General features: G+C 38.4%; 15 protein-coding genes. 10 read left to right on the plus strand and 5 right to left on the minus strand.

From position 1 onward, the window contains the following. Positions 1-12 precede the first annotated feature (12 nt). Genes IL355_RS08810 through IL355_RS08825 form a run of 4 tightly spaced genes read left to right on the plus strand, consistent with a single transcriptional unit; the run spans position 13 to position 3,843 of the window. Complete coding sequence (locus IL355_RS08810) at positions 13-1,503, plus strand: reverse transcriptase/maturase family protein (protein WP_192461794.1); 1,491 nt, start codon at positions 13-15, stop codon at positions 1,501-1,503. A gap of 50 nt (positions 1,504-1,553) precedes the next feature. After that, positions 1,554-2,921: a DNA recombination protein RmuC gene (gene rmuC, locus IL355_RS08815; RefSeq protein ID WP_192461795.1), complete on the plus strand. Its 1,368-nt coding sequence runs from the start codon at positions 1,554-1,556 to the stop codon at positions 2,919-2,921. Between the two features lie 11 nt (positions 2,922-2,932). Further along, entirely contained in the window at positions 2,933-3,298 is a 366-nt protein-coding gene (locus IL355_RS08820) for a 6-phosphogluconate dehydrogenase (protein ID WP_192461796.1), read from the plus strand. Continuing rightward, positions 3,298-3,843: an acyl-CoA thioesterase gene (locus IL355_RS08825; RefSeq protein WP_192461797.1), complete on the plus strand. Its 546-nt coding sequence runs from the start codon at positions 3,298-3,300 to the stop codon at positions 3,841-3,843. Before IL355_RS08820 ends, IL355_RS08825 begins: the two co-directional genes overlap by 1 nt. Positions 3,844-3,894: 51 nt before the next feature. Here IL355_RS08825 and pgl read toward each other — a convergent pair whose 3' ends face one another. After that, entirely contained in the window at positions 3,895-4,608 is a 714-nt protein-coding gene (gene pgl, locus IL355_RS08830; RefSeq protein WP_192461798.1) for a 6-phosphogluconolactonase, read from the minus strand. Positions 4,609-4,639: 31 nt separating this feature from the next. Then, positions 4,640-6,172 (minus strand): glucose-6-phosphate dehydrogenase, encoded by a 1,533-nt coding sequence (zwf, locus tag IL355_RS08835; RefSeq protein ID WP_192461799.1) that lies wholly within the window; start codon positions 6,170-6,172, stop codon positions 4,640-4,642. 158 nt (positions 6,173-6,330) lie between these two features. On the opposite strand from zwf, the gene gndA reads away from it, so the two are divergent. From gndA to IL355_RS08855, 4 genes are all read left to right on the plus strand, one after another. Further along, positions 6,331-7,743 carry an NADP-dependent phosphogluconate dehydrogenase gene (gene gndA / locus IL355_RS08840; protein ID WP_192461800.1) on the plus strand — a complete coding sequence of 471 codons (1,413 nt, stop codon included), beginning with the start codon at positions 6,331-6,333 and terminating at the stop codon, positions 7,741-7,743. Between the two features lie 24 nt (positions 7,744-7,767). Then, positions 7,768-8,295 carry a DUF3124 domain-containing protein gene (locus IL355_RS08845; protein ID WP_192461801.1) on the plus strand — a complete coding sequence of 176 codons (528 nt, stop codon included), beginning with the start codon at positions 7,768-7,770 and terminating at the stop codon, positions 8,293-8,295. Positions 8,296-8,424: 129 nt separating this feature from the next. Beyond that, complete coding sequence (locus IL355_RS08850) at positions 8,425-10,650, plus strand: tetratricopeptide repeat-containing hybrid sensor histidine kinase/response regulator (protein WP_192461802.1); 2,226 nt, start codon at positions 8,425-8,427, stop codon at positions 10,648-10,650. Between the two features lie 42 nt (positions 10,651-10,692). Next, positions 10,693-11,034 (plus strand): GIY-YIG nuclease family protein, encoded by a 342-nt coding sequence (locus tag IL355_RS08855; RefSeq protein ID WP_192461803.1) that lies wholly within the window; start codon positions 10,693-10,695, stop codon positions 11,032-11,034. A 42-nt stretch (positions 11,035-11,076) separates the two neighbouring features. Here the strand turns inward: IL355_RS08855 and carB are convergent, their stop codons facing one another. Together carB and rpmH are read right to left on the minus strand one after the other, a co-directional pair. After that, positions 11,077-13,932, minus strand: a complete 2,856-nt coding sequence (carB, locus tag IL355_RS08860) for a carbamoyl-phosphate synthase large subunit (RefSeq protein ID WP_192461804.1) — start codon at positions 13,930-13,932, stop codon at positions 11,077-11,079. A 128-nt stretch (positions 13,933-14,060) separates the two neighbouring features. Continuing rightward, a complete protein-coding gene (gene rpmH / locus IL355_RS08865; RefSeq protein ID WP_072991142.1) occupies positions 14,061-14,228 on the minus strand; it encodes a 50S ribosomal protein L34 in 168 nt (55 codons plus the stop codon). Between the two features lie 183 nt (positions 14,229-14,411). Between rpmH and IL355_RS08870 the strand changes: the two genes are divergently transcribed. Continuing rightward, complete coding sequence (locus IL355_RS08870) at positions 14,412-15,311, plus strand: DUF6263 family protein (RefSeq protein ID WP_192461805.1); 900 nt, start codon at positions 14,412-14,414, stop codon at positions 15,309-15,311. Positions 15,312-15,319: 8 nt separating this feature from the next. Then, a complete protein-coding gene (locus tag IL355_RS08875) occupies positions 15,320-15,835 on the plus strand; it encodes a DUF2892 domain-containing protein (RefSeq protein WP_192461806.1) in 516 nt (171 codons plus the stop codon). 55 nt (positions 15,836-15,890) lie between these two features. Here the strand turns inward: IL355_RS08875 and cls are convergent, their stop codons facing one another. Further along, complete coding sequence (gene cls / locus IL355_RS08880; RefSeq protein WP_192461807.1) at positions 15,891-17,363, minus strand: cardiolipin synthase; 1,473 nt, start codon at positions 17,361-17,363, stop codon at positions 15,891-15,893. Positions 17,364-17,442: the final 79 nt, after the last annotated feature.

Genomic DNA, 17,442 nt, shown 5'->3' on the forward strand with positions numbered 1-17,442 from the left:
CTTCATTTTATTATGACTAAAAAAAAAGATTGGTTCAAGGATAGGAAATATATACATTTCACTAATAGAACACCAGGAGGAGCGAAAAAAGGGATTGAAAAGTTTCTTTCTAAACCAAAAAATATTAGTAGACACAGCTTCTCTCCTCTTATCCAAAAAAGCTTATCCAATCGACGATACAAATTTTCTTTTGACTCCGGTGGTAATTATAGAAGATCACATAAATCATATGAAAAAGGTCAATATGTTTCAAATCGAAAGATTAGAACAATTCTTTATGCTACACATTTAGATTCTCAAATATATTCATATTACAGCCAGAAGGTATTATCACCTATGTATGAGGATTATTTAGCAAGAGACCCACATTTGTATGAAGCCGTTACAGCTTACAGAAGTATCAAGGAAGAAAGCTCAGATTTCGGAAAAAATAATGTTCATTTTGCAAGAGACGTCTTTAATGAAATAAAAAAGCGAAAAGAGTGTGTTGCTTTGGCAATGGACATAAAAAATTTCTTTCCTAGTCTTGACCATCACATCTTAAAGAGGACTTGGTCAAAAATTTTAAAATCAAAGTCATTACCAAAAGATCACTTTAATATTTATAAATCTATCACTCGATTCTCATACGTCAAACTAAATGATTTGAGAACCCTAGGACATAACTTTGATGAAAAGAAAATAAGTCTAAATAAAAGAAAAGGTCGTCATACCTTTTTTTACAACATAAAAGAATTAGTAAACTCTAACGTGATAATTCATAAAAACCAAAAAATTAACGAAAGTAAATCTCTAATTGGAATACCTCAGGGATTACCTATTAGCGCTTTATTAGCCAACATTTATATGTCTCCTTTCGACGAAAAAATCATCGCCAAATTGGTCAAGAAGTATAATGTATTTTATCGGAGATACTCAGACGATATAGTATTTATCTGCAATAAAAACCAAATCAAAAAGGTAGAAGAGTTTGTTGATGAGAAGATTTCAGAAGTTAGGCTTACTATTTCTGAAGAAAAAACTGAAAGAACATTTTTTAAGAGTATCAACAATGAGTTGATAAGTTACAAAAAGTGTAACCAAACTATAAAACTTAATGTTCCCTTTACTTACTTAGGGTTTGAATTTTATGGTAACCGCACCTTAATTAAGGCTTCAAACATATCTGCTTTTTACAGGGAAATGAAACAAAGTATTTCTCGTAAACACCGATTTTCTGAAAAGATCAAGGAAAAACATCTACTTGACAGTACTCCCATTTTCAAAACCAAAATTTATCGCTTATACTCTTATAGAGGTAGAAAAAGTAGAACTTTAAATAATCACTTAAAAACTAAAACCAATAATATAAAACCAAAGAAATTTCAAGGTAATTATTTCAAGTATTTGCATAAAGCCGCAAATGAGCTCGAAGCTCCTGAAATAAAAAGACAGCTTAGAAATCACTGGAAAATTCTTCAGCGTACTATGAAGAAGTATGATTTCAGCAATGTAAAAGATTAAGTTAGGTCAATTTTATTTGGTTAATTTTAGCCACAAGAAACAATTCCAAAATGAACGAATACCTTATTTATTTATTGGTGGGACTTGCCTGTCTAGCCATCGGCTATTTTTTAGGCAACTACATACAGCAATTGAAAACAAAATCTAACCAAAGCGCCTTGGAAGAACGTGAACAGCAATTGCATGCCAACCTATCTTCTTTGGAACAACGGTTGCGGCATGCCGAGGAGCATAAAATACATCTACAGGATGAAAAATCGCAATTGAGCAACCAAATCATTCGCTATCAGGCAGACCTCGAAAATCTCCAAGCCAAAAACAACGAACAAAAAGAGGAAGTAGAAAAACTTCAGGAAAAGTTCACCAAGGAGTTTGAAAACCTTGCCAATAAAATTTTAGAAGAAAAAAGTCTGAAATTTACGGAGCGTAATGAAAAGAATATTAAAGATATACTTACGCCACTTAATGAAAAAATTCAACTTTTTGAAAAGAAGGTAGAAGAGAGTCAAAAGGAAAATATCAGTATACATTCGGCCTTAAAAGAGCAGTTATTGAACCTGCAAACGCAGAACTTAAAAATAACCCAAGAGGCAGAAAATCTCACCAAAGCCCTAAAAGGAGATAGTAAAATGCAAGGAAATTGGGGCGAATTGGTACTAGAGCGCGTCTTGGAGAAATCAGGTTTGGAAAAAGACCGCGAATATTCCGTGCAGCAAAGCTTTACTAGAGAAGATGGCTCAAGGGTACTTCCCGATGTGATCATCAATCTTCCTGACGGCAAAAAAATGATTGTGGACTCAAAGGTATCCCTTACGGATTATGAGCGTTTTGTGAATGCGGAAGACGAGTTAAGGGACAAGTACCTAAAAGACCACATCAACTCCCTACGAAAGCACGTAGACCAATTGTCCGCTAAAAAGTATGAGGACCTCTACGAAATGGAAAGTCCGGATTTTGTATTGATGTTCGTACCTATAGAACCGGCTTTTGCTATCGCTATAAATAATGACAACACCCTTTACAACAAGGCCTTTGAAAAGAATATTGTCATCGTGACCCCTTCAACCCTTTTGGCCACTCTGCGTACCATTGACAGCATGTGGAACAATGAAAAACAACAGCGTAATGCTATTGAAATTGCGCGACAAGCAGGAGCGCTTTACGATAAATTTGAAGGATTCGTTACCGACCTCACCAAGGTGGGCAAAAAAATGGACGAGGCCAAATCTGAATACAAAGGCGCTATGAACAAGCTTTTTGAAGGGCGCGGCAATATTATCATCAGTATAGAAAAGTTGAAAAAAATGGGTGCCAAAGCGAAAAAAACACTTCCCGAGCCTATTATGAAAAGAGCCCAAGCGGACGATTTTGAAGATTTGGAAGCCGACACCTCCAATAGCGGCAGACTCAACCTTTAACAAGTATTCCTATGAAAAAACCATTGTTTATAACCCTGGGCATCATTGTAGCAGTTTTCGCCCTTATTTACGCCTTTATCTATTTTGTTCCCTATAGCGATGGTATCCGTTCCGGAGAACTCATAAAAATAAGTCACAAGGGAGTCATAATTAAAACTTGGGAAGGGCAGATTAGTCAAGGGATTTCCGGGGCACAGATTTTCTCATTTTCGGTTTTGGACAAGGACAAAGATGTGATTGAGAAATTACAGCAGTACCAAGGCCAGTACGTAAAACTTCATTACACAGAGCGTTTTGCCACATTTTTCTGGCTTGGCGATACCAAATATTTTATAACCGATGTTCAAAAGGAGCAATCCCCTCATTTTAGAAATTAATGGAAGAATTTAAAAGTTCCAAAGAATCAAGGGTTTCCATTACAGAGTTGATGCTTCCCTCCCATTCCAATTTTGGCGGAAAGGTACACGGTGGCCATATTCTCAACCTTATGGACCAAATTGCCTTTGCCTGTGCCTCTAAACACTCGCAGTGCTATTGTGTAACGGCATCGGTCAATCGGGTCGATTTTTTACATCCTGTAGAAGTAGGTGAATTGTTGACCCTTAAAGCATCCATCAATTATACAGGTAGAACTTCTATGGTTGTTGGTGTGCGGGTAGAATCTGAAAATATTACCAAGGGAACGAAAAGACATTGTAACTCTTCTTATTTCACCATGGTGGCGAAAGACGAAAACGGTAACAGCATTCCGGTGCCCGGATTGATTCTCGAAACCGAACAAGGAATAAGACGTTTTGCCCGAAGTAAAAAAAGAAAAGAAGAGGCGTTTATCAGGGATACCCAATTTGAAAGCTCCCATTTTAAAATGGCTGACCATGTGGATAGTTTATCCGGTGAAAACGTACAGGTCAATCTTAAATAAAAAACTCCCTATAATTTCTTACAGGGAGTTTTTTGTACCTTATTGATGCTGCTAAGATAAATTGGCCGCCGCATCCTCATCTAAAAACCAGTACAGTTTTTTGGATTTTGGGTTGACCAAAGAAGCGGGGTAATTTTCGTAATCCCCAGTTTTATTGATAATTTCACTCACCTTCGGGGCTTTTCCGGCACCGGTAACCAAAAAGGCGACTTCCTTTGCCCCATTAATGATTTTACCAGTGATGGACACTCTTTTTTGTCCCGAACCCGGATGTACGGCCACTTCACATGATTTTTCTGAATGCCACAAATGAATTTCATGCGGAAAAACAGAAGCTGTATGCCCATCATCACCCATCCCTAAAATAACCAAATCAAACTGTGGCATCCCATCAACTGCCGGCAGGTTTTCAGCTAAAATTTCTGAATACCTTAGTGCCTCTTTTTGTGGCTCATCTTCTCCTTTAATTCTATGAATGTTCTCATAAGGGATATCTATCTTGGCAAGTAAATGCTCTACGGTCATTTTAAAATTACTGTCCGCATCCGTAGGAGGAACACAACGCTCGTCTCCCCAATAAAAATGAATTTGCTTCCAGTTGATGCTCGAACCGAACTTTTCCGCGAGGACATCAAATACTATTTTAGGGGTACTACCCCCGGAAAGCGCCACATGAAACAACTCTCCACTCTTTACTTTGTCAGCAAAAAAGCTTGAAAATTGTTCGGCTACTTCCTGTTTGTCTTTATATATTTTTAATTCCATGCTACAATTTTTATTATCAATCTTCTTTCGCCTAGCAGATAACGCAAAAACCAGGGTCATCGGTCAGATTTGGCCCAGGATTTCTCCACTCACCAATTCCTTCAATCAATTCGTCTGCGTTCTCAGGTCCCCAAACACCGGCAGCATAACCATACATTCGCACATCTTTGCCATCTTCCCAATATTTTAGGATAGGATCTACAAACTCCCAAGCCGCTTCCACTTCGTCTGCCCTTGAATAAAGAGTGGCATCACCTTGCATAGCATCTAAAAGCAACCTCTCATAGGCGTCCATAACGTGGGTTTCTACCAAGTTGGAATAGTAAAAATCCAAATTTGCGCGCTCCACTTTAAATCCTTGACCCGGTACTTTTACACCAAACTTCACCAAGATACCCTCATCTGGCTGAATTCTAATAATCAACTTGTTATCCTTATCATGTACTCCAGAATCCTTAAAGATTTGATGATGGGGCGTTTTAAAATGAATGACCACCTCGGTTACTTTTGTAGGCATCCTTTTGGCGGTTCTCACATAAAAAGGGGTGTCTTTCCATCGCCAGTTATCCACAAAAAACTTAATGGCCGCATAGGTCTCCGTGGTGGAATTTTCATCAACACCATCCTCCTCTCGATAACCCTTTACTTCATTTCCATCTATAATCGATTTGGTATACTGAGCCCTTATAGTATTGTCATATAGGGTTTGATCGTCCTTCATGATTCGAAGTGATTTCAGGGCCTTCACCTTTTCATCCCTAATATCTTCGGGTGCATCGCTAATCGGTGGTTCCATAACAACCAATGAAACAATCTGTAACAAGTGGTTTTGAAACATATCTCTCAACGCTCCGGACTTATCATAGTAACCACCTCGCTTCTCCACTCCAACTTCCTCGGCATTAGTAATTTCTACATGGTGAATGTAATTTCTGTTCCAAAGTGGTTCAAAAATACTGTTGGCAAAACGCGTTACCAGTAGATTTTGAACCGTTTCTTTACCTAGATAGTGGTCAATTCTATAAATCTGGTGCTCCTTAAAAAACTGTTGTAACCCCTTATTAAGTTCAATGGCCGTATCCAAACTATAGCCGAAGGGTTTTTCCACTACTAGACGTTTCCAACCGTTATTCTGGGTGCTCATACCTGCATCTGCCAAGCGTTGGGCTATGGTTTCATAAAGCGTAGGGGGCGTGGAGAGGTAATAAATAATGTTCCCTGAGGTATTGTATTTATTTTTAAGGTCCTCTACCCTAGTGCGCAATCTGCTATAATCTGTATCATAACTGCCGCCCAAATCCTCATAAAAGAATTTATTGGCAAAATCTTTTATGTATGACTCGTCCTTATCCTTGATTTTTTCTTTTAGATATGAGCTTTCCAGAACCACTCTGTTCCTAAATTGAGTATCTGTCATATCACTTCTACTAGCACCCAGAACCACAAAATTGTCCGGTAGTTGCTCCGCCACGTATAGATTGAACAAAGCGGGTACTAGTTTTCTTGCTGTAAGGTCACCAGAGGCGCCAAATATCACAAGAATTTGATTTTCTGTTTTATTCATACCTGTTGAAAAAATTTAAGGCGTAAAAGTATTTAAAAGAATGAGCAATAGCAACGAGTTTACCCTAACTTAATCCGTTGTCTCATAATTTTCATTTAATTTTGGGATGGTTCTAACATAAGAATTAAAAACCCACTGAAATAACACAAATATTGAATATGGAGGATACATATGATTTTGGATTGGTTGGCCTAGGTGTCATGGGGCGCAACTTTATATTGAATGTCGCAGATAATGGTTTTACCGCTTTCGGACATGATTTGGATGCCGAAAAGGTAAAAGCCCTACAAGAAGAGGGTGGCGATCATGCCAAGGTAAATGCTTCAACCAGTATCAAAACATTTGTTAAGGCTTTAAAGCAGCCAAGGAAGATTATGTTGTTGGTACCGGCGGGTAAAATTGTTGATTCGGTAATTGAAAGTCTTTTGCCACATATAGATCGTGGAGACATAATTATAGATGGCGGTAACTCCTTTTTTACGGATACGGACAGACGTGAGGACTATTTACAGGCCAAAGCCATTAACTTCTTTGGGGCAGGCGTATCCGGAGGGGCAAAAGGAGCCAGATTGGGGCCCAGCATTATGCCAGGTGGGTCAAAATCTGCCTACACGCATATAAAACCAATTTTTGAGGCCGTTAGCGCTAAATATAAGGGCGAACCTTGTGTGGCTTATTTAGGCCCTAAATCTTCGGGAAATTATGTAAAAATGGTTCACAACGGCATTGAATACGGGTTGATGCAGTTGACCTCCGAAATTTATGACTTGTTAAAGAAGGTGGGAGATTTCTCGAACCAAGAATTGCATGAGGTCTATTCGAAATGGAACGAGGGTAGGTTACAATCATTTTTAGTGGAAATCACCTCAAAAATATTTATTCAGAAGGACGATTTAAACCTTAGTAAATTAGGATTGCTTGATCAGATATCGGACAAAGCCAAACAGAAAGGTACCGGTAAATGGACCAGCCAGAATGCCATGGATTTGGGCATACCGGTTCCATCGATAGATATTGCCGTTAGTATGCGTGAAATTTCTGCCCTAAAGGTGGAAAGAACAGCCGCCGATGCTCTTTATGATAAGCCCGAGGTTAAAAAAATAGATAAGGCCGAACTTGAGAAAATGGCCGAAGAGGCCCTTTATTTCTCGTTTATTATGACCTATGCCCAAGGTTTACACCAATTGGCAGATGCTTCAAAAGAATACGGTTATAATTTGGATATAGCTACCATAACCAAGATTTGGAGAGCTGGTTGTATCATCAGGGCCGGTTTATTGGCAGATATCACAGAAGCATTCCAAGCAGAACCTAATTTGCCCAACCTATTGGTTTCTCCCAATTTTGTAGAAAAAGTAAAAGGAACTTTAGCTTCCGCAAGAAAGCTAGTAGCCCATGCCGCACAGAATGGGATTCCTTTACCGGGACTTACCAATTCTTTGACCTATTTTGATGCGTATACCTCTGAAAGACTTCCTTTAAACCTTATTCAGGCACAGAGGGATTTCTTTGGCTCGCATACCTATGAAAGACTGGACAAAGAAGGTATTTTTCATACAGAGTGGGAATAAATAAAAGCGATTAACCCCTATTAGATGGGCACATTACGTAAAAATACGGTTTGGATAGTTATTTTATGCTTTTTAGGCTTCGCTTGTAAAAATCCCAATACGGGAAATTCCCCGGTCGAGATTTTAGACGAACATGCCATAGAAAGGGCAGTGAAAGACAATACCCCCAATAATGCCGTAAATGAGGTATATGTGCCTATTTATTCTGATATCTACAACCAGACGCGAGATAGTAGAACCTTGCTAACCGCTACTCTTAGCATAAGGAACACTAGTAGTAAGGATAGTCTCTTTATTAATAAGATCGATTACTTCAACACCCAAGGAGATTTGGTGCGAAGCTACTTGAACAACAGCATTTATTTGAAGCCTCTGGAAACCATTGATTATGTAATTGAAGAGCAAGATAAGGAAGGAGGATCAGGTGCTAATTTCATCATTCACTGGTACGGTAAAAGTAGCCTTAATCCTTTATTTCAAGCTGTAATGGTTGGCGGTTTGGGGTCACAGGCCTTTTCTTTTACTACGGAAGGCATTCCTGTATCCAAATGATTCTGCCATTTTACATAGATTGCAGTACATAGAATATTCTCCATCGTTTTCGTTGTTTATGCTACTTATTCTTATATTCGTTGGTTGAACTTAGGGTCTCCCCTTAACCTATACGGCCCTCACCAACTTATGACCGTTTTAAGGAAACCAATACTTTATATTTTATTCATATGGTCTACGGTTGCTATTGCCCAAACTGATACTTCTTGGCAGAAAGACACCCTGCAATCGTACGTTGACAAATCTAACATAGCGTATGACAATTACCAGTACAAAGACGCGATAAAATATGCCTCGCTCCTCATTGAAAAAGGCAAGGAGTATGAATTGGGATACTATGAATTTTTAGGATATGATATTTTAGGTGGTATTTATATTGAAACCGATGATAGTATCCAGGGAAAAATCTATTCGGAAAAGGCACTTTCCATAGCCAGAACATTAAAAGCCGATAGTTTAGTAGCATGGGGAGCCCTTAATCTGGGTATTTTATATTCAGAAAATGAGAATACCTATGATAAGGCAATCGAACATTTTGAAGAAAGTATCTCCATTAATAAAAAGTTAGAGGACCATAATGAGGTATACCTCACCTACATTAACCTTATTTGGACACTTTTGGATAATGACCAACCCAAGAAGGCATATGAGGTATTAAAAAAAGCAAGAACACTACCTAACATTGAAATAGACACATTAAACAAGGTCTATTTAGACATGCTACATGGCAGGTACCTGTTAACACAAAAAAACTTTAGTGCAGCACAGGCGAAACTGGAAAAAATAGCGGCCATTGCGGATAAAGAAAACAATACAGACCTTGCTTTGGAGGCCTATGAGTATTTAGCGGAACTGCATAGTGCCACCTATAATTATAAAGATGCCTTTACCAATTTGGATAAGTTTCACGAATACAAACAAAAAGCTTATACCCTTAAAAAACTAGAGGAATCAGAAAAGGCCCGAGTAAAATTTGAGTTGGAACAAGCGCAAGAAAACCTACAGTCCGCCTTAAAAGAGCAAGCCTATACCGAAGAATTGATATCAAAATCAAAATCCCTGACCACTACCCTGATCGCGCTTGTGGTATTTTTAATTTTATCGCTAATCGGAATTTATTTTTTCTTTAGAACTCGTAAACTATATATCAGCAACCTTCAGGCCAAAAACAAAGAACTGATTCAGGCCAGGGAAGATGCGGAGAAGTTGTCCAAAGTTAAAACCAAGTTTCTTTCTACGGTAAGCCATGAACTTCGTACGCCATTATATGGAGTTATCGGGATTTCTACCCTGTTAAAGGAGGATGAACGACTCAAGGATTTTACCGAGGATTTGGATGCCCTTAAATTTTCTGCCGATTATCTACTCGCTTTGATTAACGATGTGCTCTTATTAAGTAAAATGGATGCAGCAGGTGTGAAATTATCTAGAATTCCATACGAAATGGACACCCTGCTAAAGAACATTACCAAATCATTTGACAGCAGGTTAAAAGAAAACAACAATCAACTTCACTTGGAAATTGATTCGTCCTTACCCAATAATTTTATTGGCGACCCGGTACGGCTCTCGCAAGTACTGATCAACTTAATTGGTAATGCCATCAAATTTACTGAGAACGGAAACATCTGGTTAAAACTAAAGCCACTTGAAAAAGAGGAGGACAGCACCATAAAAATCCAATTTATGGTAGCTGACGATGGTCCCGGTATACCGCAAGACAAGCAAAAACTCATCTTTAAGGAATTTACCCAAATAGACAACAAAAATCATGGTTACAAGGGAACCGGCCTTGGACTTACCATCGTTAAACGAATTTTAAAGGCCTACAATAGTAGAATTGAACTTGAAAGTTCTCCAGGAAAGGGTGCGCAATTTAGCTTTGTAATCAATCTAACTCCTTACGATACCTCAAAAATAGAAGAAGATGTTAACGATTCCTTACGCCTGTCACCCGTAACCAATCAACTGGAAACAAAGCATATTTTAATTGTAGACGATAATAGAATCAATCAAAAAGTAACTCAAAAAACGCTAGAAAAACATCAAATAAAATCAAGTTTGGCAGATGACGGAAAAATGGCCATTGCCATGTGCAAGGAGACCAATTTTGATCTTATTCTTATGGACATTCACATGCCGGTCATGAACGGAATGGAGGCTACTAAAATCATTCGCGGTTTTAACAAAGAGGTACCCATTCTTGCCTTGACTGCAGTTGAGTTGGATGAAAACAAATCTGATATACTAAACTCCGGCATTGACGATATCATACACAAACCTTACAATCTGCCTGTGTTTATAAAAATGATTTCTAAATACTTGGAGAAAAAAGAACCCACTTCCCTACCATAAGATCATTTCAAGGTATTTTTAGTTTTACAGTAAAACGTATTCATGCCCTATCAAATTTATGTTGTAGAGCTCACCAAAAAAGTATTCTCGGAGAACAGAAAATTTCGAGAAGCCAATCCTCAATTCAATGGTGTATCGGAATGTTTGTATGTGGGTATGACTAGCAAAACCCCAAAAGAGCGCTTGGAACAACACAAAAACGGTTCACTAAGCAAGAAAGGGATTAAATTATCCGCTTTTTTGGTTGAAAAATATGGAACTATTTTACGACCTAGCCTTTACAATCATATAGCTCCACTAAAAACCAGAAAAGAAGCCTTAGAAATGGAACGCATACTAGCTTTGGAATTACGGCGAAAAAAATATGCAGTTTGGTTCAATTAAAAAAGGGAGCCATTGGCTCCCTTTAATTATAATTATACTTTTCTATTTAGAAAGATACATTTTTCGTCTTCCATATAAATCATAGAATTGATCATCCTTTAGGCTATCAATAAACAAGATACTTTCACCGGTACTTTTCATTTCCGGACCTAAATTCTTATTTACATTAGGAAACTTATTAAATGAAAAGACTGGCTGTTTAATTGCGAATCCTTCTAGCTGTGGATTGAATTTAAAGTCCTTGATTTTCTTCTCTCCCAACATCACCTTGGTCGCAAAGTTCACATACGGTTCTTTGTAAGCTTTTGCAATGAAGGGTACCGTTCTAGAAGCTCTGGGGTTGGCCTCAATAATGTATACTTTATCATCTTTAATCGCAAACTGAATATTAATCAGGCCTACCGTATTAAGGGCCAAGGCAATTTTTCTAGTGTGGTCCTTTATTTGCTGAAGAACAAATTCACCTAGATTGAACGGCGGTAAGGTAGCGTTAGAATCCCCGGAGTGGATCCCACATGGTTCAATATGCTCCATTATACCGATGATGTAAACATCTTCCCCATCACAAATGGCGTCTGCTTCCGCTTCAATGGCACCATCCAAATAATGGTCTAACAACAATTTGTTGTTAGGTATTTTTCTAAGTAGGTCCACTACATGCTCTTCCAACTCAGCTTTATTGATGACGATTTTCATTCCCTGACCACCTAATACGTAGGAAGGCCTCACTAATAAGGGGAATTTTAAATCATCTGCTAATTGAAGGGCTTCATCAGCTGTTTCCGCTACCCCAAATTGTGGGTAAGGAATATCGTTCGCTTTCAATAAATCTGAGAAACTACCTCTATCCTCTGCCAAATCCAAGGATTCAAAACTTGTTCCTACAATCTTAACGCCATACTTGGAAAGCTTTTCAGCAAGCTTTAAAGCCGTTTGACCACCTAACTGAACAATGACACCTTCTGGTTTTTCATGACGGATAATGTCATAGATATGCTCCCAGAATACCGGCTCAAAATAAAGTTTGTCCGCCGTATCAAAATCAGTGGAAACGGTTTCAGGATTACAATTGATCATAATGGTTTCATAACCACACTCAGCAGCAGCCAAAACACCATGTACACAACAGTAATCGAACTCAATTCCTTGACCAATACGGTTAGGTCCCGATCCAAGAACTACAATCTTCTTCTTATCGGTCACTACACTATCATTCTCAACAAAACGGGTACCGTCCGGTTTTTCAATTTCTTCCTCAAAGGTGGAATAGTAATAAGGTGTCATCGCCTTAAATTCAGCAGCACATGTGTCCACCAATTTATATACCCTATTGATATTCATTTCCTCTGTACGCTTCTTATGCACTTCGCTTTCGTAGCAATCCAACATATGCGCAATCTGCCTATCTGCAAAACCCTTTTGTTTTGCCTCCAACATCAACTCCTTAGTAAGCGTGGCAATAGTGTAGGTTGAAATTTCCTTTTCCAACAAATGTAATTCCTCGTATTGCTTTAAGAACCACATGTCAATTTTGGTAATCTCATGAATCCTGCTCAAAGGAATACCTAATTGTATGGCATCATATAACACAAATACGCGATCCCAGCTTGGTACGGTAAGTTTTTGAATGATCTGATCGTAGTTCTTATACCCTTTTCCATCAGCTCCCAGTCCATTTCGTTTAATTTCCAGGGATTGGGTGGCTTTGTGTAAGGCCTCCTGAAAAGAACGACCTATACCCATTACTTCCCCAACGGATTTCATTTGAAGTCCCAAAGTTCTATCAGAACCTTCGAACTTATCAAAATTCCATCTAGGTATTTTTACGATAACATAATCCAATGTTGGCTCGAACAGTGCCGATGTTGATTTTGTAATCTGGTTATCCAACTCGTTCAAGTGGTAACCAATGGCCAATTTAGAGGCTATTTTAGCGATTGGATATCCTGTTGCTTTAGATGCCAATGCCGAAGAACGTGAAACCCTAGGATTGATTTCAATGGCAATAATTTCTTCCTCATCATCTGGGCTCACGGCAAACTGAACGTTACAGCCACCCGCAAAATCACCAATGCTTCGCATCATATGGATAGCCATATCCCTCATTTTCTGGAAAGTTCTATCCGAAAGGGTCATTGCAGGCGCCACCGTAATGGAGTCTCCCGTGTGAATCCCCATTGGATCCATATTTTCAATGGTACAGATAATAACTACGTTATCATTTTTATCCCTTAGAAGTTCCAATTCATATTCTTTCCAGCCCATCATGGCCTTATCGATCATAACCTCATGAATCGGGGAAATTTCCAACCCTCTACTTAAAAGTTCATCAAAATCCTCTGGTCTATACACGATAGAGGCTCCAGCTCCACCTAAGGTATAAGAAGCTCTAATCACCAAGGGAAAACCAAATTCTTGAGCAATCTCCTTCCCTTTTAAAAATGAAGTTGCGGTTGCTTGAGGTGCCATACCCACCCCTATTTTCAACATAAGCTCACGGAACTTTTCGCGGTCTTCCGTGATGTTGATGGCATTAATATCTACCCCTATAATTTCTACATTAAAATCTTCCCAAATTCCTTTTTCATCAGCCTCAATACAAAGGTTTAAAGCCGTCTGCCCTCCCATGGTAGGTAAAACGGCGTCAATTTGGGGGTGTTCCTTAAGGATTTCAACTATCGATTTTGTATTTAACGGCTTAAGGTACACGTGATCTGCCATGGCAGGATCGGTCATAATAGTAGCAGGATTGCTATTGATAAGAATGGTTTCGATACCATCTTCTCGTAAACTTCTTAGAGCTTGTGAACCGGAATAGTCAAATTCGCAGGCCTGGCCAATGATGATTGGACCTGAGCCAATGATTAAAATCGATTTTAAGTCTTGTCTTTTGGGCATGTTTCGTGTTCTTTTTTACGCTTGGGAAATTAATTGTTCAAGATAAGGGTTTATCTCTCTATTGGTCAAAAAAAAGGTGCTACTTTAAAAAAGTAACACCTAATATTTAGTTTTGTAACTAATATCATTTATTTCTTGTGTCTCGGCTCAGAAGATACAGATAATTTCTTTCTACCTTTAGCTCTTCTCCTAGCTAAAACCTTTCTACCGTTTACAGAGGCCATTCGCTCCCTAAAACCGTGTTTGTTCCTTCTTTTACGCTTTGATGGCTGATATGTTCTTTTCTGTCCGGGCATTGTATTATCCTTTTCTTGTTTGCTTTGTTCGCGATTCCTCTCGCAAAAATCTGGGCGCAAATATACAAAGAGTTTTTTCTTTGGCAAATACAATTAAAAAAATATTTTCAGTATTTGGTTACCGCCCAGAAATAGGTTTTTATTACTTTTGCCAAAATCTGATTTTAGTAACAAAATCAACCTATGAGACACATTTTTAGCTCGTTGGCCGTCCTTTTTTTTACGACCGCTTGTTTTGGGCAAACTTCCTTAGCATATAACCTTAAGAAAGATGCCGTCTTTACCGTTAAACAAGAGGCACAACAAATCATAACACAAGAACTTGATGGGGCCACTCATGAGCTTACCAATAAGATTGATGGTGTTTTAGAGTTTAAGGTTTTGGCCGAAAGAGACAGTCTTTACGACATTGCGCTTACTTTTAAAGACTTGAACCTATTGATGACCTCGAGCATTCAAGGGGAATTAATGAACGTAAAGGCAAAGGAAGTGAACGAGGAAGACATGCAATCGCAGATTTTTAATAGTCTTTTGAACAAGCCCGTTAAAATGGTACTTGCCAAAAACGGGGATATTCTTGAAGTAAAGGGAGGCGATAAGTTAGTGGCACAAATGGCAGAGGCTTCCGGATTGGAAGACGAATTCTCCCTGAACATGATGAAAAAATCCTTGCAAAAGGAATTTGGCTCAGAAGCACTCTCCAATAGCTATAAGCAGATGACTTTTATCTATCCGAAACAAAAAGTAAAAGTTGGCGCCCATTGGAAAAATGAATATAGCGGTAAACTGCAGGCAAAGAATTTGTGGACCTTGGACCAAGTTACTAACAAAAACGCCAATATTTCAGGTAAAGCAGATGTTACCATGGATGTTCAAGAGCCCACAACTACTATGAAACTTAAAGGGTCACAAACCACTAAAATAACCACGGACATCACTTCAGGATTTATACAAAAAATGATTGTGGAAGGTCTTTCAAAAGGGGCATCTACCATGGCACAAATGGGAGACCAAGAAATACCTACCACGATAGAATCGCTCATAACCTATGAGCTTATAGACCCTCAACTAGAAACCAAATAATTATATAAATGTTCCATAAAAACATTAAACTAGTCATTGCAGGACTAATAATCGCTTACGCTGTTTATCAATTTATAGAAGGTAATATTGGTAATGGAATTTTCCTTTTATTACTATCGTCCATTTTTATATTTCTCTATTTTAGAAACGAAATTCTTCTTTTGGCTTTCTTTAAGATGAGAAAACAAGACTTGGAAGGAACTAAAAACTGGTTGGACAAAATTAAAAATCCAAAAGCCTCTTTAGTGACCAAACAGCAGGGGTACTATAATTACCTCCACGGAATAATTTATTCACAAAAAAACCTAACGCAGGCAGAGAAATATTTTAGAAAGGCCCTTAAGCTTGGTCTTAATATGGATTATGATGTGGCCATGGCAAAATTAAGCTTGGCTGGCATTGCCATGCAAAAAAGGCGTAAGCGAGAAGCCACCACTTTATTGAACGAAGCAAAAAAGTTGGATAAAAACAATATGCTAACGGAGCAGATTAAAATGATGCAACAACAGATGAAGCGTATTTAACCTGCTGTCTAGCCAATGTTAAAATACAGAATGCCCTTTAAAGGGCATTTTTTTTTTACAACAATGGTGCCCAAAGTCTACTAAAGGACTCCTTTAACTTACGAATAACACCGCGGTTACGCCACCTTTCCAAGTCCACTTCCTCACAATCTTCCAGATCTTTCAGGAATACATCAGCAAGCTTTGAATTAACGTGTTCGTTGTAAATGAGGGCATTAATTTCAAAATTGAGCGCAAAACTTCTATAATCCAAATTGGCTGTACCAACGGTGGACAACATAGAATCTACCACCATCGTTTTTGCATGAACGAACCCTTTACAATACCTAAAAATCTGAATTCCAGACTCCAAACACTGTTCAATATAGGAATCCGAAGCATACTGTGCAGCCCAAGAATCTGACTCATAAGGAACAATTACCTTTACGTCAACGCCACTTCTAGCAGCGGTGGTCAATGCTGTTAATATGGCACTATTGGGCATAAAATATGGTGTAGTAAGGTAAATTCTGGATTTGGCCGTATTTATGGCACAAAAAATAGCCTCCATGATATTGGCCCAATCGGTATCCGGCCCACTGGCAGCCATTTGTACCGCCACTGGTTCTTGCGTTTCCGGTTTAGTATTGGGAAACAAATCCCCTGCTATTTCCAACTCTTTCTTGGATGCAAAATTCCAACTTAACAGAAAAGAACTTTGCAAGGCCCCAACAGCACCTCCCTCTAATCTTAAATGCGTATCTCTCCAATAACGTTCATTGTCATAGGAGTTGTCATATTTTTGGTCCAAATTTATACCTCCCACATAACCAATGCTTCCATCGATAACGACTATTTTTCTATGGTCCCTATAATTCAACTTACTAGTAGAGTTACTGAACAAAACGGGCATGAAGGCATAATGTTCCACTTTGGAAGCCTTTAATTTTCGCTTCGCTTTTTTAGATAAATCGCTTCCCACATCATCATACATAAGTCTTACCGTAACACCTTCCTTAGCTTTTTTACAAAGAATATCAATAAGCTCCTCTCCCAACTCATCATCAAAAAGAACAAAGTACTCCATATGAATATGATTCTTTGCCTTATCTAAATCTTCCCGAAGTTTTTTAAACTTCTGCTCGCCATTGATTAAAATCTGTACATCGTTATCAAATGTAAGTACCGCCTTTTCGTTATTTCTGAGGAGCTTGTATATTTTAAATATTCCTTCACCAAAAGTCTCTTCAAAATCCTCACGTTCTTCCCTGTCCAGCTTAAAGTTTTTTCTCCACTCTTTTATACGCTTGTTATCGAGAATATATTTCTTCTCAAAGATTTTAGATTTCCTATAATCCTGGCCAAAAAAGTAATACACAATAAGGCCTAAAAAAGGAAGAACGGCCAGCGCAAATAGAAAAGAAAGCGTTTTAACGGGGTTTTTATTCTTAAGAAGGATGATAAAGCACAGGAAGATGACCAGAAGGTAGTTGACTCCCAAGAGTATCCACCACAGGTTATCTTTACCATAAGTTACAACTGCATCCATTCCTAAAATTACTGAAGTTCTCTAAAATGCAAAAAAGGACCCTCAAATGAGAGCCCTTTTAGCTTATAAATGAATGCAA

Source organism: Euzebyella saccharophila (genome assembly GCF_014855495.1).
Classification (GTDB): domain Bacteria; phylum Bacteroidota; class Bacteroidia; order Flavobacteriales; family Flavobacteriaceae; genus Euzebyella; species Euzebyella saccharophila.